This is a genomic window from Brevibacillus sp. AG, from assembly GCF_028369215.1.
Lineage (GTDB): Bacteria > Bacillota > Bacilli > Brevibacillales > Brevibacillaceae > Brevibacillus > Brevibacillus porteri.
The window spans coordinates 423788-443781 of the sequence record NZ_JAQMYO010000007.1; the positions used below are offsets into that span (position 1 = coordinate 423788).

At 48.4% G+C, this 19994-nt stretch carries 16 protein-coding genes; 3 read left to right on the top strand and 13 right to left on the bottom strand.

From position 1 onward, the window contains the following. The first annotated feature begins 175 nt into the window (after positions 1–175). The gene (helD, locus tag POF51_RS20805; protein WP_069846454.1) at positions 176–2536 is read left to right on the top strand and encodes an RNA polymerase recycling motor HelD; all 2361 of its coding nucleotides are present in this window, start codon (positions 176–178) and stop codon (positions 2534–2536) included. Between the two features lie 46 nt (positions 2537–2582). Here helD and POF51_RS20810 read toward each other — a convergent pair whose 3' ends face one another. From POF51_RS20810 to POF51_RS20840, 7 genes are all read right to left on the bottom strand, one after another. After that, complete coding sequence (locus tag POF51_RS20810; RefSeq protein WP_069846457.1) at positions 2583–2921, bottom strand: DoxX family protein; 339 nt, start codon at positions 2919–2921, stop codon at positions 2583–2585. A 53-nt stretch (positions 2922–2974) separates the two neighbouring features. Continuing rightward, on the bottom strand, positions 2975–4147 hold the full coding sequence (locus POF51_RS20815) for a bis-aminopropyl spermidine synthase family protein (RefSeq protein ID WP_069846460.1): 1173 nt from the start codon (positions 4145–4147) through the stop codon (positions 2975–2977). A gap of 370 nt (positions 4148–4517) precedes the next feature. Continuing rightward, a complete protein-coding gene (locus tag POF51_RS20820; RefSeq protein WP_069846463.1) occupies positions 4518–5756 on the bottom strand; it encodes an MDR family MFS transporter in 1239 nt (412 codons plus the stop codon). Positions 5757–5807: 51 nt separating this feature from the next. After that, a complete protein-coding gene (locus POF51_RS20825; RefSeq protein WP_271756009.1) occupies positions 5808–6728 on the bottom strand; it encodes an ArsR/SmtB family transcription factor in 921 nt (306 codons plus the stop codon). A 124-nt stretch (positions 6729–6852) separates the two neighbouring features. Next, on the bottom strand, positions 6853–7815 hold the full coding sequence (locus POF51_RS20830; RefSeq protein ID WP_017252003.1) for a metal-dependent hydrolase: 963 nt from the start codon (positions 7813–7815) through the stop codon (positions 6853–6855). Positions 7816–7994: 179 nt separating this feature from the next. Next, positions 7995–9785: a M3 family oligoendopeptidase gene (locus POF51_RS20835; RefSeq protein WP_271756010.1), complete on the bottom strand. Its 1791-nt coding sequence runs from the start codon at positions 9783–9785 to the stop codon at positions 7995–7997. 126 nt (positions 9786–9911) lie between these two features. Beyond that, positions 9912–10853 carry an MBL fold metallo-hydrolase gene (locus POF51_RS20840; protein ID WP_069846472.1) on the bottom strand — a complete coding sequence of 314 codons (942 nt, stop codon included), beginning with the start codon at positions 10851–10853 and terminating at the stop codon, positions 9912–9914. A gap of 165 nt (positions 10854–11018) precedes the next feature. Between POF51_RS20840 and POF51_RS20845 the strand changes: the two genes are divergently transcribed. Then, a complete protein-coding gene (locus tag POF51_RS20845) occupies positions 11019–11528 on the top strand; it encodes a Crp/Fnr family transcriptional regulator (RefSeq protein WP_271756011.1) in 510 nt (169 codons plus the stop codon). A 26-nt stretch (positions 11529–11554) separates the two neighbouring features. Here the strand turns inward: POF51_RS20845 and hmpA are convergent, their stop codons facing one another. Continuing rightward, entirely contained in the window at positions 11555–12772 is a 1218-nt protein-coding gene (gene hmpA / locus POF51_RS20850) for an NO-inducible flavohemoprotein (protein WP_069846477.1), read from the bottom strand. Positions 12773–12997: 225 nt separating this feature from the next. Between hmpA and pdxR the strand changes: the two genes are divergently transcribed. Further along, positions 12998–14434, top strand: a complete 1437-nt coding sequence (gene pdxR, locus POF51_RS20855) for a MocR-like pyridoxine biosynthesis transcription factor PdxR (protein ID WP_271756012.1) — start codon at positions 12998–13000, stop codon at positions 14432–14434. Positions 14435–14487: 53 nt separating this feature from the next. Here pdxR and POF51_RS20860 read toward each other — a convergent pair whose 3' ends face one another. From POF51_RS20860 to POF51_RS20880, 5 genes are all read right to left on the bottom strand, one after another. Next, positions 14488–15024 carry a pyridoxamine 5'-phosphate oxidase family protein gene (locus POF51_RS20860; protein ID WP_271756013.1) on the bottom strand — a complete coding sequence of 179 codons (537 nt, stop codon included), beginning with the start codon at positions 15022–15024 and terminating at the stop codon, positions 14488–14490. 94 nt (positions 15025–15118) lie between these two features. Beyond that, positions 15119–15607 (bottom strand): DUF2199 domain-containing protein, encoded by a 489-nt coding sequence (locus POF51_RS20865; protein WP_106834534.1) that lies wholly within the window; start codon positions 15605–15607, stop codon positions 15119–15121. Between the two features lie 134 nt (positions 15608–15741). Beyond that, positions 15742–16257 carry a molybdopterin-guanine dinucleotide biosynthesis protein B gene (gene mobB, locus POF51_RS20870; protein ID WP_069846488.1) on the bottom strand — a complete coding sequence of 172 codons (516 nt, stop codon included), beginning with the start codon at positions 16255–16257 and terminating at the stop codon, positions 15742–15744. A gap of 3 nt (positions 16258–16260) precedes the next feature. Then, positions 16261–17520: a molybdopterin molybdotransferase MoeA gene (locus POF51_RS20875; RefSeq protein WP_069846490.1), complete on the bottom strand. Its 1260-nt coding sequence runs from the start codon at positions 17518–17520 to the stop codon at positions 16261–16263. Positions 17521–17562: 42 nt separating this feature from the next. Then, on the bottom strand, positions 17563–19911 hold the full coding sequence (locus tag POF51_RS20880; protein WP_069846493.1) for an FdhF/YdeP family oxidoreductase: 2349 nt from the start codon (positions 19909–19911) through the stop codon (positions 17563–17565). Positions 19912–19994 lie beyond the last annotated feature (83 nt).

Sequence of the window (19994 nt, forward strand, 5' to 3'; positions counted from 1 at the left end):
TTCGTATTTTTCCTACACCATGTTGAAAAGCCAATTTTCACGTGATACAATGAGAATTGGTCTGTTGGTCAATTGTTAATATGTATCTATTTTATCTCCAATATAATAGTACCACATTCACTTTCGATTGTCAAACCATCAGATCAAAAATGGGGAACGAAAAAGGAGCGGTACCATGAGCGTGACTGATCAAGATCGGCAAAACGAACAACAACGTGTTGAACGAGTCATCTCAGAGATAAAGAACCGAATAGATGACCTCAAAGAGCATGTGAATGTCGTGAGCGAGGATATCATCGGAATTCGCAAGCATTTTTGGGACGATGTGACAGTCAACTTCGAAGATGCCATCGAAGCTGTCGAGACTTACGCCAGTATCAAGCAGCAAGCGGAAGTCCTGTCCGAGCGTGAACGCATCCATCGCCATGCCCAAAATCAGTTGCGTACGCTACAGCGATTGTTGCACTCTCCCTATTTTGGCAGGATTGATTTTCAAGAAGAGCTGGAATCGAAGCCAGAAGCCATCTATCTCGGCATTGCTTCCTTGCTGGATAAAAACGACGAGGAGTTTCTCGTCTACGACTGGCGCGCACCTATCTCCAGTCTGTATTACGACTATTCGCCGGGGCCAGCAGAGTACAATACCCCAAGTGGAATCGTAAATGGAGAGATTGCGTGCAAAAGACAATACATCATTCGCGACGGCAAATTGTTGCACCTGTTCGATACGGGCGTGACGATTGGCGACGAGCTGCTTCAGGAGGTACTCGGCAAACAGGCTGACTCGCAGATGAAAAGCATCGTGGCCACGATCCAACGGGATCAAAACCGCATCATCCGCAACGAACGCAGCAGACTCGTCATCGTCTCCGGAGCTGCCGGTAGTGGAAAAACGTCTGCGGCTTTGCAACGAATCGCTTATTTGTTATACCGTTATCGCAAGACATTGACTGCGGAGCAAATCGTCTTGTTTTCGCCCAACTCCTTGTTTAATAGCTACGTATCGACCGTTCTTCCTGAGCTCGGCGAGGAAAATATGCAGCAAACGACTTTTCAGGAATATGCGGAGCATCGTCTCGGTGACAACTTCCGCCTGGAAAACCCGCTTGAACAGATGGAGTATGTACTGACAGCAAGTGATCAATCTGGATACGAGGCGCGTCTGGAAGGAATCCGTTTCAAATCAAGCGCCTTGTTTTTGCAAGCCATGGACGAATACGCGAATAACCTGAAGAAATCTGGTATCATGTTTCGCCCCGTTACATTTAGAAACCAGACACTAATCAGTGCTGCCCACATCCATGAGCTGTTTTATTCTCTCGATACGAGTCTGCCGATCCCCAATCGGATGGTACTCGTTGCCAAATCACTGCTGACAGAGCTGAAAAAAATGGAACAGCGAGAACGCTCTAAACCATGGGTCGAAGATGAAATGGAGCTACTTGACCGAGACGCTTATGTAGCTGCCTATCAATCGCTGCGCCGCAAAAAGCAGTTTCGGGAGGATACGTTCGATGACTTCGAACGCGAGCAGGAGCTCTTAGCCAACTGGATCGTCAAAAAGCAGTTTCATCCTCTGCGCGATTTTATCCGGGAACTTCAATTTATTGATACTCGCGCTATTTACCGTCAGCTTTTCTTGTCACCTGACTTGCTCGGGACGCTTGCGCCAAATACTCTCCACCACGATGTATTGAACAATTGGCCCGCCGTGTGCGAACAGACGGCAGAGCGTTTAGAGCAACAGTATTTGGCATGTGAAGACATCCCTCCTTATTTGTATTTGCAGGAACGATTGGAGGGCAAGCAGACGAACAATCTCGTCCGTCATGTATTTCTCGATGAAGCCCAGGACTACTCCGCCTTTCAGTTCGCTCTCATCAAGAGCTTGTTTCCCCGTGCCAAAATGACCGTGCTGGGAGACTGGAATCAGGCGATTTACGCTCATGCGTATCACCAGAATAGCTTTGAGGCTGTCACATCCCTGTTTGAGCCTGAAGAGACGGAGACCTTTGTCCTGACCAAAAGCTACCGCTCCACCTATCCCATCGTCTTGTTTACACGACAACTTTTGCGAAACGGAGATATGATTGAGCCTTTTATGCGCGACGGTCGCTTGCCAACTCTAACCAAAGTGACATCACCCCAAGCTCATACCGATCAAATCGAAACGCGCATACGTGAGCTCGCCGATCGTGGTCATCAGACGATCGCTGTTATCACAAAAACGCTAGAGGAAGCCCAAGTCGTTCATGACGCTTTACAAGAGAGATTGCCGATTCGCTTGATCAAGCCCGCCACTCTTTCCTTCGAAAAAGGAATCTTGATTATTCCCGCTTACTTGGCAAAAGGGGTCGAGTTCGATGCGGTCATCCTTTATGATGCTTCCGCCGCATGCTATGGCGAAGAAAGCGAACGCAAGCTTTTTTACACAGCATGCACACGAGCCATGCACGAGCTGCATCTTTACTATCCGGGTGAAAAAAGTCCATTTTTAGAGAACGTTTCTCCTGAGTATTACGAGCTGTTTGTTTAAAAAAGAGATCCAGCTGACCGCTTACTGGTTCAGCCGGATCTCTTTTTCACCTTTTTAGACCCACACAAATCGTGACAAGCAACAGGATCAAGTTGAGCTCATAACCGCCCACAAAGCCTTTCGCCCATTTCACCGTCACAATCGCCCCTGCCATGATCGCAGCTAATCCCCAGGCAGCATATCTCGCCCCGATTCCGATGATCAGCGCGAGACCGCCGATCAGTTCTACGATCATAACCAGATACGCCAGCCACCCCGGCAAGCCGAGATCACCAAACGTCGTCACAACAGCAGCCATCCCTTTTTGCAGCTTGGCTATGCCATGGATGAAAAACAAGATTCCCGTCCCGATCCGTAATAAAACAAACGCTTTTTCGTAAGCCATCTTCTCTTATTCTCCCTCCCCTCCACCACTACCATATGCCCACTTGCGTACAATCAGTCTTGTGCTCTCCGGCGGGACAACAGCTCAAAGCTCTGATGCTTGCAACGAGGGCAGCCGCGTTTTTTCAATTGTTCAATCGTCACTATTTTTGCCTGTGCCCCTACCTGGATCGACCTTTTGCAACGCTTGCATTGATACTGACGTTTGGAAGGAGTCTCTTCACCTGTGTATAGCGACTCCAGAAACGAATGCTTGATCGTCTGAGCCGTCATCTCTGTAGTGGTGAGCACGATCATCTGTCCCTTATTGCCAATCATTTGCGCCGCTTCGTATTCATTGAAATGACTGAGCACCTCTCGTACGGTCAAGCCTGCCAGCACGAACTCCCGTTGCATATTCAGCGTGAAATCCGGGGATTTATGCGCAAAGGACAGGAAGATGGACAGTCCCTTTTGCTTTTGCAGCCCACTGATTCCGCGGGATAAAAACAAAGCCATTCCTTGCAGCGTGTAAGGTGGATCAGTAAAAAAGCAATCGTACCCACCCTGTAGCTTCTTCGGCAGCGGCTGCCGCAAATCAGCCTGATGGCAGGCTACGGTCAATGCTTTTTGCTTGGACACATCCGTAATGTACTGGAGAAAGCGTTCATCGATATCGACTACGTCAATTTGCTCTGGTCGTTGTTGATTCCCTGGAAACAAACGCTTGAGTAAAAGCCCCAGCGAGATGCTGACTAAATCATCATCCCCGACGCATAATATTTTTTTGCCCACCAAGCTCTGATACCGCAAGCATAAGATTGCCCTGCGTAAGCTCGTTTCGACTGTGCATTTGGACTGATCAATCTGTACATCGACTTGCGGACGCCCAGCAAAAATCGTCTCCATCTCCGTTTGCAAGTCAACCAGCTCGGTTTTCCAAGCTTCGTCGTCTTTCATCAGCTTTTCGTACAGCTCTCGATCCAGCCCACCAAACCCTAGCTTTTGCTCAATGAACGCTTCCCCTTCTGCGGTGCATCTTACCCCGCTCCCCTGCTGTATGGCACCTGCCTTGATCAGCTCTTTTTTAATGGCAGTCGCCACAGGTATAGGCAAGAGTAGCTTTCTTGCCAGCTCTTTCGTAGGCAAACCCGGATGAAAATAACACGCAAGCAGAAACTGTTCGATCACTCGTTGACCTTCTTGTAAACGCACTTGTTTATAGGTGTCTTCGATATAATTTTTCATGTAGAGAACCTCTTTTCAAAAGGGATGGACCCATCGATGCACACAAAAAGGCAGAGCATGAACATTCGTTCATCTCCGCCTTGAGGGCATACGTTCGCTACGTGCGCGTGGATAGTCACGCAAAAAAACCGTGCGTAAGAGCACGGTTCCCGTAGTCGAGCAAATGGGTAGATGGATGACCGTAAGTTCTTAACCAATCAAGGCCTCCTCTATTCCATAGCAAATAAACTCACATAAAATGAGGTTTTTGCCAAAAAGAATGGGAGTACCCTATCCAATTGCTTAGTTAAGAACACACACCGACATCAAAACGTCCCCTTTTGAAAAGATACTTTCCATTATACGGCACTCGCAATCAATCGGCAAGAAGCTACATGACAGTCTCTACGATCGCATTTCTAGGCTGCTTCCGCTTTTCATGCAGCCTGCGCCCTAGCCAATAAAAGATCAAGCTAACCAGCGCCAATACTGCCATGACCAAAAACATCACGGGACCACCATATGCGGTGAGCACCATACCTCCTGCCCATGGTCCGAGAAAGCTACCCAGCATCGTTGCGCTTTGTGCCCCATAGTAAGTCCCTCTCATATTCGCGGGACTGATCTCGTCGATTTGCGCATACTCCGCAGGTACAATCAGAATTTCCCCTAATGTAAATATGATCATCGCCGTAATAAACCAAGCCCAGTCTGGCGAAAAAGCAAAGCCGATTTCTCCTATGGCCATCAGCACAGCGCCACCTGCTATCCGCGCAAACAAGGAATAACGCTCAACCAGCCTCGTCACTGGAATTTGTAAAAGCAAGACGGTAAATCCGTTGACGCTCATCAATGTTCCAAACAAGGCGACTCCCTCTGAAAAGTTTTCCCGCAAGTATTGGGAGAGCGTAACAGACATCTGACCGTAAACCGTCACTAACAGGACTCCACCTGTGACAAAGGTAAGAAGAACGACATCCTTTCTGAGCACTTGCCAAATCTCAGCCAAACTGGCCCTCTCTACCTCTTTGTTCCCCCCGCCATCATCGGTTACCCCACATCTCCGACATGCCACTACTAAAATGATGGCAAAGCTCACCAAGGATACCGCAGTCAGAAAAAACGCCAAGTTGCTGCCGGAAATTCCCAAAAAAGCACCGAGCATAGGACCAATCGCAAAGCCAAGATTGTTCGCAAGATATCGGTTCGAGAATACACGAAAACGCTTATGCTCGGGAGTCAAGTCTCCCATCAATGCTTTTGAAACCGTCGCAAATATCGAGGCCGACAATCCCATTATCATACTGATCAAAAGCAAACCGATCGGATACGCTACTGTAATGAATCCGATAATCGAGCACGCCATAGCAAGCAAGGAAAAAAACATCAGCTTTTGTCTGCCAAATAAATCCGAGAGAATCCCACCAGCAAATCCCCCGACTGTTCCAGCCAAGGGACCTGCACCGATAATAAGTCCAATATAGGCATGAGAGAGCTTCGTCGTTTCACCGAGATAGATGGCCAAAAACGGAATGCTCATGGATTGCGTGAGCTGAACAAACACCGTCCCTGCCATCAACAAATGAACAATCGGGTGATACGCCTCCCACACTTGCCTCATTTTGCTCATACTGATTCAACCTACCCTCTCAACAGAATCATGCCATTTCCGTAAGCAAATTTACTCTGGTGTATGAAAAAAGGAACGAAGCAAGACGGGAAGACGCTCGACGAACGATTCGCGCAGACTGTAGTAGGAAATCGTCGTACTGCCTGTATAATGAGCTCGAATCAACCCCGCTCTGCGCAACGCCGTTACATGATGATGTACGGTGCTTTTTGCCAGTGATACTTGCTTTTGCAATTCCCCGAGAGTGCAAGTCTTTTTCGCTAGACAACGCAAGATTTGCAGGCGTTTCTCATCCGCCAGGCACTGTGTGATGGGTAACAGCTCCAGGAGCGGCTGTGGTCTGGTCATTGCCGCATCTTTGACAGGATACATGCAAGTGGCAAGCCCCCGATAAAAGTCGAGCACAGAAGAATGGGCGCTATGATATTGCGGGATCAGTACAACCTCTCGCAAATCTGCCATCGGCTCAATCCAGATACCGTTCGTTACTTGATCTACCAAATCGATCGGAGGCATTTCTTTGACGCGGGCCGTCAGCTCATCGGCACTCCTTTGCAAACTCTGTAAAATGCGTGGTTCCAGTTTCGAAAAATAATGTTCATTCCACCGGGTAAGCAGCGACAAGCTGTGATCACGGATTTCCCCCAGGTTCAGCGGGATTGTCTCCACCCATGGCGCGAGACGCTCATAAATTTCACCGGGAGGGATGCTTTCTAGCCACCCAAGAAATTCTTCGACGGATTTGGTCTGGGGCGATTGCGCTACAAGCAGCACCAAACGGTGGAGTACCTCCCAGCGTTCATCTGCGAGTTCATCTGCAAAAGACGCCGGAAGCATTCGTTTTGTCTCCTCTTTCCAAGCCGTACCAAGCAAATAATGCTTGCGCTCCTTTTCGTAAATGTAAGTGTAAAGGCTAATGATACATTCATACGCAGGAGACCATTCTACTCTGATCGAATACATCTGATTCATTCTATCACCATCGAACGTTTAGTTTTTTTCAGTGTATCATTCTTTCCGGAGCTTGCAAAGCTACTTTTGTAAAAAACAGTAAAACCCCGCCAGATTCACTGACGGGGCATTGCTAACAGCCTTTTTATACAAACGGCGGGTCCCACGCTTTTTTTCGCCAACCCAACCGATGATCAACGACATTCAAATCACGGTCCAAGACAACATCTACGCCAAATGGCAGCTTGCGGTTGTACCAAAAACGCACATCACTCCACGTGACTTCATAACCGTCGGCAATCTCCTTCCACGTGACGTGGATTCGTTGAGCGAATCCGAGAAAAGCACGAACTCCGTCCACACCGACAGTAGCCTGAATGATTGCATCACGCTGTTGCTTCGGATACACATCCTCCAGTATCACACGTGCATACTCGATTCTCCCTGTGTAAAACAGTTCCTCCGTCTCTACGACGAATCGCCAGTGAAAAGGATGTATGCTAGGGAAAACATGGGTTATGCCCCTTGTTTCCAATGCCCTTTCTACCCGTCTGACGTTACGGTGATGCTGCCAAGCCCGCACACCAATATACACGAACGTCATGCCATATGCTATCGGAAATAGCACACTGGGATCTCCGTTAAAAGCTATCCACCATATCGCCGCTGCTAGATGAACCGCGAACACCAGTGGCTCAAAAATCGCGAGTACATCCAAATGCACCCAGCGCTTGTTAATAGGGCGAATACACTGGACCCCATAGGCGTTTAGCATATCGAGAAAAACATGCAGCACAACAGCCAGCAACGTCCAACCATACAAAATCCCGAACTGCCCCATGAGACCAAAACCCCAGGCGAGAGCAAGACTGATGATGAGGGGCCACAGAAACAAGGCGGGAATCGAATGAGTAATTCCCCGATGAAAACGAATGTAAAAAGAAATACCGCGAAGTCTGGCCACAGTGTCGAAATCCGGGGCATGAGAGCCCACTACCGTTGCGACCATCAGCGCCTGAGCAAGTGCCGGATCATGTGCCACTGCCGGCGTGATATGAGCTAAGCCCGCCAGTGTAACACCCAACAAAAGATGACTGCCAGTGTCCATTACGATGCCTCCCTTTGCAAGTACTCCCTTCTCTTTTACTGTACGAAAAAATAGCGAGGATTCTATAAACCGCAGGTAAAGGTTATCCGAAGATTTCGTCTGCGATGTTAACAATCTCTCAACGAAAAAGCAGCCTGTCAGAAAAGCGACAGACTGCTTGGAGCTTATTTATTCGTGATTTATGCTTCTTCTGTCAGGCGCAGGAATTCGTCAATGTCTGCCACAGCCAGATCAACAGCTTTTTGCCAGAACTCAACTGTCGTCATATCCTCACCGAGATGCTTCTTCGCCAAGTCCTCTACCATCAGGCGGCCCGTATCTTGGAGCAGTGCATCGTATTTCGGCGCAAAGCTCTCGCCTTCTTCAAGCGCACGTGCATAGACACTCATGCTGAACAAGTACCCGAATGTGTATGGGAAGTTGTAGAACGGATACGACGTGATATAGAAATGCAGTTTGGATGCCCAGAAGTGCGACTCATAATCTGCCAAAGCTCCATTGTACGCTTGCTTTTGCGCCTCTTCCATGATTCGGTCGAGATCAGCCGCGCTAACGAGACCTTCTTTGCGCTTCTCGTAGAAGTTTTTCTCGAAAATAAAGCGAGCGTGGATGTTCATGAAAAACGCGATGATGGATTGCAGCTTATCTTCCAAGAGCACCAGTTTTTCATCTTCATTGGCTGCATTTTTCACAGCAGCGTCAGCGAGGATCATCTCTGCAAAGGTCGATGCTGTCTCCGCTACGTTCATCGCGTAATTTTGGTTAAGTGCTGGCAAATCCCACATGACTTGCTGATGATACGCATGCCCCAGCTCATGTGCCAGTGTGGATACATTGCTTGCGCTTCCCGCATACGTCATGAACACGCGGGACTGCTTGCTGACCGGGAAGCTCGTGCAGAATCCGCCTGGGCGCTTGCCAGGACGATCCTCTGCCTCGATCCAGCCCTCATCGAATGCCTTTTGCGCAAACCCAGCCATGCTCGGATTGAAGCGGTTGAAGTGCTCAACGATCAGGGCAGCTGCTTCATCGTAAGACACTTCTTTATGTACCTTACCGACTGGAGCTCCTACATCGTACCAGCTCAGTTTGTTTACACCGAGCAGCTTTGCCTTGCGCTCCAGGTAGGCAACCAGGCGATCCTTGCGATTGTCGATGGCCTGCCACATCGCGTCGAGTGTTTTTTCCTGCATCCGTCCAATATCCAGCGGTTCACGCAGGACGGAATCCCAGCCGCGATGACGGTACAGAGAGAGACGGAAACCACCCAAGTGATTCAGCGCCTGCGCGCACAACTCCGCTTCCTTGCCCCAAGCTTCTTTCCACTTTTCAAAAACATGGGCACGAACAGCACGATCAGGACTGCTCATCAGGTTAGAAGCTTGCCCGACGGACAACTGCTTCGTCTCTCCATTGACCTCAACCTCAATGGTCATACGTCCCACGACGGTATTGTACAAATCTTGCCAAGCGTGATACCCGTCTACGGCTAAATCGTTTGCCAGCACTTCTTGTTCAGGGGACAGCTTTTCCTGTGCACGGCGGCGGCGCTCATTCAGCACAAAAGCAAGCGGTTGCAATTCTTCGTCTGCTAACAGCTTCTCCCATGCAGCCTCGTCGACAGCCAGCAGCTGTTCTTCCCAGCGCGTCAATACTGCACCAAACGCAGCCGAGATGCTCTTTACACGCCCACCCAGCAGTTTGGCTGGCTCATCCTTTACATTTTGAGCTGTCAGGCAGGAAATGAATGCACCTGCTTGTCTCACCCGCACGGCAATGCTTTGGACATGAGTAATAACTTCCTTAAAAGCCGCTGTTTCACGCAAACCTGCGCCAGATTGCTCCAACCGTGCCTTCAAGTTCGCAATATCCCCTTCCAACGTCCCTAAAAACGCCAGAAAATCCTCCGATTCACTACCACCAGGAAAAATCACATCCATATCCCAGCGTTGTGGCAATGCTTTTGTCATATGTACCCCTCCTCAAAAAACTCCTTCGATAAAATTATTTCTATAATAAGGTAGCTATTCCTTCCCCGTTTATTCATATCAACGTAAAAAGCGACTGCCATGTATGCAGTCGCCAGCTTTTCACACCTATTGTACAGGGATCGAAAACGTCTCCCCTTGTTTTTCAACAACGATCCTGTCCCTCTCGTCCCCCGCTGCTGCCAACAGACGCTCGAACGGCTCATCAACTGGCTCACGCGATAGCACAAACGTATTCCAATGAATAGGCACCAGCCACTTGGCTTGGGTCTCCTTGAACATTTGCCATGCTTGCTCTGGCGTACAATGCGCTGCTTGATACGCGTCTGGCTTGTAGGCGCCAATCGGCATGAACACCAGATCGATCGGCCCGAATTGCTTCGGCAAATTTTCCATGGAGATATAAGCGGTATCCCCTGGATAGAGGATGCGCACGCCATTTTTCTCAATCATATAGCCGTTGTAGCCATACTCATGATTCCATGGAAAGCGGTTGCCCCAATGGCGAACAGGAATCGCAGTAACCGTCATTCCTTCTTTGGTTGTAACGGCTTCTCCCGGCTGTATTTCCTCATACGAACCAAATAGCATATGCTTAAACAACTTGCTCGTCTGGTGCGCCGTAATGACATGTGTAGAGCGATTCGCTATTTTCTGCAAGGTAGGCAGATCGACATGATCCAAATGGGCATGCGATAGCAAGATGATATCTACCTCGCCAATTTCAGCAAAGTCGAGGGCAGGAGGTGTGAAGCGTTTGGGACCAAAATGGACACCTGCAAGCTTAATCCCCAGCTTCTCACCCAAAACCGGATCCGTCAGTATTTTCGTACCAAACATATTCAACAGAATCGTCGAGTGACCGATCCATGTAAATGTAACCTCATCATGACTCCAGTCGGCAGGCATTGGCTTTTTTGTATCCAGATGACGAAACTCCGGCTTCGGAAGCTGCCCCATATGGTACCAGTAGCGGTAAGCCACATAGCCAATCAATCCGATAAGGAGTCCCCCCACTATGAAGCCTACCCATGTAACAAAGTTGAGCATCAGACAACTCCCTTTATCTAGCTGTGATTTCCCTATTATAGCAAAAGGCATCCTTGCTGTAGCAAGCCTAAAAAAGCGGCAAACTGCTTTTTACGCTTGCTTACTTCCTCCTGCCGGGCTTGCTATAATTGCTAGAGAAAAACGTAGAGAATCGAGGAGAAACCCATGATCCTGCACAAGGGAGAAGTCCTGTTTCGACAAGGAGAATCTGGACCGCTCTATCATTTGAAGAGCGGTCTGTTAAAAATCGTTCGGGTACATGCAGACGGAGCATTGACGCTGGTCAACATCATCGTTCCGGATGAGATCATCCCGCATCATTCGTTGATGAGCTCGAATCCATATTATGGGACAGCAATCGCTCTCGTGACCTGTGAGGTCGAAGTGTTGTCTGCCCCGGATTGGTATCGCCATCTGGATGAAAATCCTGAAAAGTGTCGTGATATCGCGCTACAGCTGCAAGGGAAGCTGCGGATGATGCAGCAGCGTATCGACCAACTGACCGAAGTCTCTCCTGCTGAAAAGCTGCGCAAGCTCCAGCTTTGGTTTCAGACATTCATTCCTGTCGCCTCGCTTTCGGAGTTGCTGACTCAGGATGAAATCGGTCAGCTCATCGGGCTTCGCCGCGAGACGGTAAATCGGCTGCTGCGCGCTCAAGCTGCGAAACGCGAGTAAGCTTGCGCTTTTTTTCGTGAGAGACTCTATGCCAAGGTCGCTGCCGGACCAAAAAACTCAAAATGAATATCGTCAGCTGGCACTCCCCATTCCAACAGAGCACCGTTGATCGTCTTCATGAATGGAATTGGACCACAGAAATAATAGCTTGCCTCTTTTGTATCGATGACCTTTTGCAGCCACGGCAAGTCGATATAACCTTCTTTTTGATATGCACCGTTCACTCGATCTTGCTCGGTCGGCTGTGTATAGCACCAGTGAACAGAGAGCTGCGGATGTTTTGCGGCCAGCTCCTCTACTGCCGGCTTCATGGCATGCACATTTCCGTTTTTGACTGCGTGAATGAAGGTGATCGGACGGTCTGTTCCCGATTTGATCAGTGTGTTTAGCATGCTGATCATGGGGGTCAATCCTACACCACCACTGAGCAGCACAACCGGACGGCTGTCCTCTTGCTGTAAGGTAAAATCTCCAGCCGGAGCAGACAGCTGCAGGCTATCTCCTTCCTTCACTTCCTCGGACAAATAAACGGATACTTTTCCTGCTGGCTTATCTTGCATCGCGTCCTCGCGTTTGACAGAAATGCGGTAGTACGCATTCCCTGGCGCATCTGAGAGACTGTACTGGCGAATGTGCGTAAATTGCTCGCCCGGTAATTCTACCTTGACGCTGACATACTGCCCTGGCTCATAGCTGGAAATCGATTGGCCATCCGCCGGAACCAGATAAAAGGAAGTGATCACGTCGCTTTCCTTCACCTTGCGCTGGACAATAAACTCTCTGAAATCTCCCCATCCTCCAGGCTGCCCGCTCGCCTCTTCATACATTTCGTGTTCTACACCAATAAAAGCATCCGCAATGACGCCATACGCTTCCGCCCATGCTTGTAAAATCTCGTCTGTAGCGGCATCGCCAAGTACGTCTTTGATCGCAGCAAGCAGGTTTTCCCCGACGATTGGGTAGTGTTCAGCCTTCACTCCCAGGCTGCGGTGCTTGTGTCCAATCTGCTTCACTACAGGCAAAATCGTTTCCAGCTTATCAATATACAAAGCCGCAGCATACACCGCATTTGCCAGAGCTGTTTGCTGTCTTCCCTGCTTTTGATTGGCGTGGTTGAAAATATTGAGAAGCTCAGGGTGCTTAGCAAACATCATTTGATAAAAACGTTTTGTAATGGCAGTTCCGTGTACCTCTAGCACAGGAACGGTTGATTTTATGATTTCAATGGTTTTTGGGCTTAACATCGTAGAACCTCCTTGAAGTGCTTCGTTCTTTCTATATTTCAAGTGTACGGGAGGTTCAGAATTACACATGTGATTCTGGTCACAGGAAATAGAAACGATTTGTGACAACTGCAAAAGACCATAAGAAAAAGTCGTCCCCCAACTCTCTTGTTGCAAAAGAAACGATTGCCATGATAGCATATCAGCCAAATCTATCATTCCAACAAAAACACTGAAGGTGAATGAATGCTAACAGTAAACCGAGATGACGAGCGTCCAATCTGGCAGCAACTGCTGGACCAAGCGATCCATAATATTACCACTGGAAAATGGCAGCCAGGTGAATTGCTGCTCCCCTCCCGCGAACTCGCTTCTTTAATTGGCGTTTCCCGTTCCACCATACAGATTGTTTATGAGGAGTTATTCAGCCGCGGATACACGGTAACCTCACGTCGCGGCGGGACTAGAGTGAGCGAATGGACGTATGCAACGCGTCCTTCAGAGGATGTTGCGACCGAAGGACCTGTCCCCCCCGAATTGCCTTTATTAAACGCTACAATCGGTCATTTGCACGGTTGGTTCGGGGATAAAGATAGTCGAAAGGTTGAGATCGATTTCAGTCCCCATGAGCCATATTTGGACGAACATTTTCAAAAGAATTGGAGACGTTCGTTTTTACAAGCTTCCACAGAAACGAATCTGGACAGTTGGGCTTATGGCAATGCCTATGGATACCAACCGCTACGTGAACAGATCCAACGATATTTGTCACTTGAACGGGGCGTTCATGTGACTATCGATCAAATCATGTTAACCTCAGGCGCACAACATAGCATTGATTTGATCGCCCAAGCCCTTTTACAAGAAGGAGATACCGTTTCTGTTGAAGATCCTGGCTTCCCTGCTGCCTGGATGGCAATGAAGTATCGGCGTATGCAAGTTGTCTCCGTTCCAGTTGACGAGTACGGGTTATGCGTAGACCATATTCATCCGGGGTCCAAGCTTGTCTATGTTACGCCATCGCACCAGTGTGCGGTTGGAGTCATTATGTCGGAACCTCGCAGGCAACAATTGTTACACATGGCTGCCGAGCAGCAGTTTTGGATTGTTGAGGATGATTACGACAGCGAATTTCGCTATCGCGGCGACCCACTTCCAACCTTGTTCAGTCAGCGACCTCAGAACACGCTGTATATGATGAGTTTTTCCAAAATGATTGCTCCTGGTATTCGAATATCGGCAATCATTGGTCCCAAAGAAGCCATTCGTCAGCTCGTCCAAGTCCATGAATTAACCTATCGTCATCTTCCGATTATGGAGCAATTAACGCTTACTCATTTTATTGAGCATGGTCATTTCATGCGCCATATGAGACGAGTTCGAAATGTATATCGGCGCAGACATGAAGCCATGACAAAGGCAATCATCACGACAGGTCTCGGCGAACATTTCACACTAAGCGGCGTAGAAACGGGGTTGCATATCCTTCTTGAAGCTGATAAATCGTTTCTCGAAGAAGCTGAGACGAACCTAGCACTCGAAAAAGGAATCCGTGTATATCCACTTAGCAAGTATTGTTTGAAAAGCGATCGAAAAGGATGGGTGCTGGGTTTTGCTAAAGTAGATGAATCAACCATTGAAGAAGGCATTCTTCGTCTTGCGGAGATTACACGGCGTTCATAATGGAAAATGCTGCCGCATAAATAACGGCAGCATTCATGTTTTTACAAAAGCATTTACACAGTTTTACCCGGTTTGAACATTTTTTCTTCTTCCATTGGATTTTCTTTCGCAGTGATATGATCTGGATCTATTCGATACACCTGAACCGGACCACCGAATACTGCTGAACGGTATTTGTCTACGTGCTGCTTGGGTAAAGGCCGATTGAAGTAGCCAGGTACATACTTATTCATCATTTCTTGCAACATGTGTGTAGCTTCATCCAGATCGACTATAGGCTGTGCCTTGCCAAAAATCATTACACTCATATACGCTGTGTCCGTCTTAGCTGGCACCGGATCAGTAATCGTTCCATATTCTTCACAAACCGTAAAACAGACCTCTGGATTCGCATCCATAACCTGATTTCTTCTCCCGCCGGTGGCCCCATGGAAATATAGCTTCCCGTTTGTCCAGACAAAATTGAGCGGAACAACATACGGCAAATGACCATCGACCATTCCAAGATGTCCGATTCTAGCTTGCTGCAAAAATGTCTCAATCTTGCTCTTATCCAATACTTCTCTAATTTTGTAACGCACTCCATCCATTGTTATCACTCCTATTATTTTGAAATATGCTGCAAGTTTATCAGCCATTGGAGTGAATATATACGTCCAAAACTACCAGATTGAAGCAATCCATTTACTCAGTATGATGGATTAAATGAGCAATTTCTTTCACTCTATCCATTGTAATTCCTTCTCTTTGTTCAACTGCAAGTGGATGACTCGTTTGTTCTACTTCTATTAATGGAACCGCACCAACTTCTTGTGTATGTACCAATGTCTTTAAGGATAGGGTAGTTTCTGGATAGATGGAAAGTTCAGTCGATAACCAACCAAAATAAGGTTTTTCATTCTCCCTTCCTTCTACGTGCAGCAATTCATTCGATTTCAAAAAGTTTTCTTCACTAAGAGAAACCCAAACACTCCATATAAATTTCTCATCTGTATCCATTATTGGTATTTCAATGTGTCCTCTAATAAAGAAATGCTGTTCATCTATTACACAAAAGTCTCTGATTAATTCTGTTCTTTTCTCTTCTGGTACCATGTAAAAATAATGTGGTGCTTCCATTCCGTAACAGAAAGGAAGTTCATTTAATTCTTCGTTACAGTGAGGGCATTTCATGTTCTTTGCTCCTTATCATTTCTTGCCGATTTTTTATTTACATTACCACATCTTTCATTACATGGATAATCTGCCAGCAAGTTCTACAAAAAAAGATCATCCCAACCAAGCTGGAATGATCTCAATTATTCTAATCAGTTTTGACAATACCAAACGGATACCCGTTCCCTTACAAACGTGGCCAAGTTGTCTATGTCATTAATATCGAAAAATGGCAACCCCGGCTGACGATTGTCTGACCAACCTACGATCCCTACCAGATGAGTAACGGTCGATAAAAGCTCCTGATCTTCAGGCCTGCGAAGCAGGACGAGCTTGGGATAACCTTCACGCTTGAAGCCTTCTACCAAAACGAGCTGGGCCCCGGCGTCTGCTAAGCGCTGGATAAGGACGGACAACTCCTGCGGCTTTTGCTCCACGATGGCTGTCTTCGTTTTCGAAGTGATAGCAACAAGCGATGCCCCGGCTTCACGATAACGCCAGGTGTCCTTCCCTGGCTGATCCCACTCAAAATCATGTCCCCCGTCATGCTTGATGACCCCGACTCTTATCCCTGCCTTTTCGAGGATCGGAATGAGCTTGGTGAGCAGCGTCGTCTTGCCACTGTTCGAATAACCGACAATCTGCAAAACACAAGGTGGCTTAACCATTCTCTATCCCTCTCTTCTCCAGGTTGGGGCGGTATGCGTGAGAACATCAACCAGCTCTCCTGCTTTTTGCCCGCTTCCCCCGGCTGGTATGATCATAAAGCATTCGCTGTCCTTCAATGTCCCCAGATTCCCTGCCTTTTCATTGAAATCAGGGATCGCGTGCAAAACCCCGTCTTTTTCAAGGAGCTTCCCTCGCAGGTAACGCGGGTATGGACAAGGCTTCGTATAATCGACGCCAAGTCTCGCCTTAATCACCTGTTGCACTACATGGGCTTCTCCCGAGATGCGCCGAATCGCTGTTCGCGCAAATAACTCAAATCCGAGAAAACAGGCACCCGGATTACCTGATAGGGCAATAAAAGGCTTGCCTTCCATGATCATCGCTGTTGTCGGACTTCCCGGACGTATCGCGATCCGGTTGAACAGAAGCTCCACCTCAGGCTCATCCACTAATGCCGCGATCACATCAAAATCCCCAACGGACACACCGCCGCTTGAAATGACCAGATCCACGCCCTGCAAGCATTCATTGATTTTCGTCTTTGCCACCGACAAATCATCCGGCAGCCTTGAAAACGAAACAGGGATGCCCCCTGCCTCGGCAATCAAGGCAGTCAGCATCACCGTATTACTGTTGCGAATTTTGCCTGGAGCAAGCGGCTGATCAATCTCCAGCAGCTCGCTTCCAGTCGAAATCAGACCGACACGCGGCTTGCAGAACACCTCAACCTGCGAATAGCCAAACGTAGCCAAACTGGCGAGAGTACCTGCGTTAATCCGCTCGCCCGCCTTGGCAATGATCGTTCCTGCGGCCATCTCTTCACCGCGACGCGATACATTTTCCCCAGGCTTCATCTCACGCTTGAGCCGTACAGTATCCGCCTCTTCGGCTGGGTTGTACGTTTGCTCAAACATGATGACCGCATCCGCACCCGCAGGCATCATCGCTCCTGTCATGATCCGCGTAGCGTAGCCCTTTTTCAATTCTCTAGTAGGTACTTGCCCGGCCGCAACCGTCTCTAGCACTGTTAGCGTAATTGGGTGGTCAACGGAGGCCCCAACCGTATCCGCAGCTCTCACGGCAAACCCATCCAGCGGCGATCGGTCAAAGTGCGGCAAATCATATGTTGCACATAGATCAGAGGCCAGTATCCGCCCGTATGCCTCCCCGATCTGCACTTGTTCCGTTCTCCCTGTCAGCAATTTTGCCAACAGCTTGCTCATCGCTTCTTCAACCGAGAGTGTTTGTCGCGAAAAACGCATGGCTTGTTCCTCCTAATCTTGACCACCCATTGCTACAGCTCGTCAGCCGACGTTTACTTCCAAATCTTCTACTTCTCTCTCCACGTATTTCAAATCTTTGTTGGCGTGGAAAGTGTCCGCTTTTTCAACCTTCACGGCTGTATTGTATTCGGGAATACCTGCGTATGTCTCGTATACACCCTTCGGAATGAGTACGTTCCCTTCCGGCCAGTGTACTTGAATGTTTCCGCGTCTGGTGTCCTCGAATTTGGCCCGTCCTTGGAACGTTCCATATTTATTGTAAACGACGATATTTTCGCCTTCTGCAATGCGCAGTTCTTTTGCATCCTCTGCATTGATCAGGATATCATAACGGTCCGCATTGTTGAACGGGTCTTTCTTGCTATAGACCATCGAGTTGAACTGCTTGCCCCGACGAGTCGTTACATAGAAGTGGCCTTCTGGCTTGTTCAAATCCGGAATCTCAATCGGGATCAGATTCGCACGTCCGTCTGGTGTCGGGCATACGCCATCTTCACACAACCATGCGCCACCCCATTGGAAGACATCTCCACGGTTTTTCAAATGCTGGATGCCGTCGTAGTTCGGATTCGCTAGGGCGATCTCTGCGCGAATTTCAGCCGCATTGGAGAAGTGCATCAGATGCTTTTTCTCTGGATTTACCCGTGCCGCCAAGTCTACGTAAATCTCCCATTCCGAACGGGCTTCTTCAATACGTGGCCCTTCGACTTCTGCACTGAAATAGACCATACGCTCCGTACTAGTCGAAGTTCCGCCACCCGGCTGCTCGTAACGAGTCATTGCCGGCAGAACGATCACTTCTTCCTTCGCGTCCACCAACGTAGATGTATTGAAAATGATGTCCTGATGTACACGTAGCTCTACGCTTTCCAAGCATTTTTCCATGAAGTCCGGATCTGGCATCGTCTCCAGGAAGTTACCACCGCTCGTGTAGAACAGTCTGGTCTTGCGCTCGTGTCCATCTGGCAACACTGCATTTTCCAAAGTAATACCCACGATATCCCCTTGCCATTTCGGGATCGGGAAATTCCAGATCTTTTCAATGCGGTCCCACGATTTTTCTTCGAAGTCGCCGCCAGGCAAGCTGAATGGATCGGCACCCATTTCACCGGAGCCTTGTACGCCGGAGTGACCGCGAATCGGCATGAGACCTGTGTGCTTACGACCGAAGAATCCACGCAGGATAGCCAGATTGGCTACTTGAGAAATATTGTCCGTACCGAATTTGTGCTGAGTCAGTCCCATACTCCATACGAATACGCCATTTTTGGAGTTGGCGAGCAGTTGCGCGAATTCTTTGATACGCTCACGGCTGAGACCGGAGGATTCAATGATTTTGTCCCACGATTCATTCATCACATGCTTGCGCAGCTCTTCGATTCCGTTCGCGTGCTCCTTGATGAATTCATGATTGATCGCAGAACCTGGCTTGGCTTCCTCCATCTCGAACCAAATCTTCATCACGCCGTTCATGAATGCAATGTCGCCGCCAATGTTCACTTGGTAGAAATCGTCTGCAATCTTCGTTCCAAACAAAGCACTATCCGGTACAGATGGAATCCAGTACTTCTCCATCGCTGGCTCTCTGTACGGGTTGATCAGGATGATTTTCGTTCCTGCTTTTTTCGCAGCATACATGTATTTCGTCGATACAGGCTGGTTGTTACCTGGTACAGAGCCCCAGAATACGAGCACATCGGTACCGATCCAATCCTGATAGTTACAGCTCGATGCACCAATTCCAACCGAACGCTTTAGTGCTGTCTTACTCGGCGAGTGACAAATACGTGATGCGTTGTCGATGTTGTTGGTTCCGAGGAAACGAGCCATTTTAGCTGCCGTGTAGTATACCTCGTTGGTAATCCCACGAGCGGTCAAGAAAAAGGCCAGCTGTTTCGGGCTGATGTTTTTAATTTTTGTGGCGATGCGGTTTAACGCTTCATCCCAGCTAATGCGGGTGAACTTGTTTTCGCCTGGCTTTCTTGAAAGTGGATATGGAATTCTTCCCAGCTTGCGCAATTCTTCGCTAGATAGCTTGCGCAGCGCATTCACGTCTTCAAACCATTTGGCATCCATGGCAGACATAGTATTGAGACGCAGTACATTCAGTCGCGTGGTGCACAAATGAGGACCAGTCAACGTCTGATCGTAGAGACCGGATACGCCGAGAGCACAACCATCACATACCCCTTGTGTCAAAATACGATACGCATAGCCCAAATTATCGCGATTGTCATAGGCCACCTTCATCGTATCGCGAATGTGATGCGGCTTGATTTTTCCGAGTCCCATCGGCATCAGTGAAGCCCATAAGGAAGGCTTCCACGAAGTATCCAGCTTAATTGGTCCTCCATGCTTGGTCTTGCCCATTTCTTTTGTCTCCCCTCTAATAAACTCCATTGAAACGAAAAAACCACCATGAAACCGTCCCTTGTCCTATAGGAAAAGAGCGT

Bases quoted from the DNA above. Each gene is read 5' to 3' on its own strand.
- helD (WP_069846454.1), top strand. From the start codon at position 176: ATGAGCGTGACTGATCAAGATCGGCAAAACGAACAACAACGTGTTGAA.
- POF51_RS20810 (WP_069846457.1), bottom strand. From the start codon at position 2,921: ATGGCTTACGAAAAAGCGTTTGTTTTATTACGGATCGGGACGGGAATC.
- POF51_RS20815 (WP_069846460.1), bottom strand. From the start codon at position 4,147: ATGAAAAATTATATCGAAGACACCTATAAACAAGTGCGTTTACAAGAA.
- POF51_RS20820 (WP_069846463.1), bottom strand. From the start codon at position 5,756: ATGAGCAAAATGAGGCAAGTGTGGGAGGCGTATCACCCGATTGTTCAT.
- POF51_RS20825 (WP_271756009.1), bottom strand. From the start codon at position 6,728: ATGAATCAGATGTATTCGATCAGAGTAGAATGGTCTCCTGCGTATGAA.
- POF51_RS20830 (WP_017252003.1), bottom strand. From the start codon at position 7,815: ATGGACACTGGCAGTCATCTTTTGTTGGGTGTTACACTGGCGGGCTTA.
- POF51_RS20835 (WP_271756010.1), bottom strand. From the start codon at position 9,785: ATGACAAAAGCATTGCCACAACGCTGGGATATGGATGTGATTTTTCCT.
- POF51_RS20840 (WP_069846472.1), bottom strand. From the start codon at position 10,853: ATGCTCAACTTTGTTACATGGGTAGGCTTCATAGTGGGGGGACTCCTT.
- POF51_RS20845 (WP_271756011.1), top strand. From the start codon at position 11,019: ATGATCCTGCACAAGGGAGAAGTCCTGTTTCGACAAGGAGAATCTGGA.
- hmpA (WP_069846477.1), bottom strand. From the start codon at position 12,772: ATGTTAAGCCCAAAAACCATTGAAATCATAAAATCAACCGTTCCTGTG.
- pdxR (WP_271756012.1), top strand. From the start codon at position 12,998: ATGCTAACAGTAAACCGAGATGACGAGCGTCCAATCTGGCAGCAACTG.
- POF51_RS20860 (WP_271756013.1), bottom strand. From the start codon at position 15,024: ATGGATGGAGTGCGTTACAAAATTAGAGAAGTATTGGATAAGAGCAAG.
- POF51_RS20865 (WP_106834534.1), bottom strand. From the start codon at position 15,607: ATGAAATGCCCTCACTGTAACGAAGAATTAAATGAACTTCCTTTCTGT.
- mobB (WP_069846488.1), bottom strand. From the start codon at position 16,257: ATGGTTAAGCCACCTTGTGTTTTGCAGATTGTCGGTTATTCGAACAGT.
- POF51_RS20875 (WP_069846490.1), bottom strand. From the start codon at position 17,520: ATGCGTTTTTCGCGACAAACACTCTCGGTTGAAGAAGCGATGAGCAAG.
- POF51_RS20880 (WP_069846493.1), bottom strand. From the start codon at position 19,911: ATGGGCAAGACCAAGCATGGAGGACCAATTAAGCTGGATACTTCGTGG.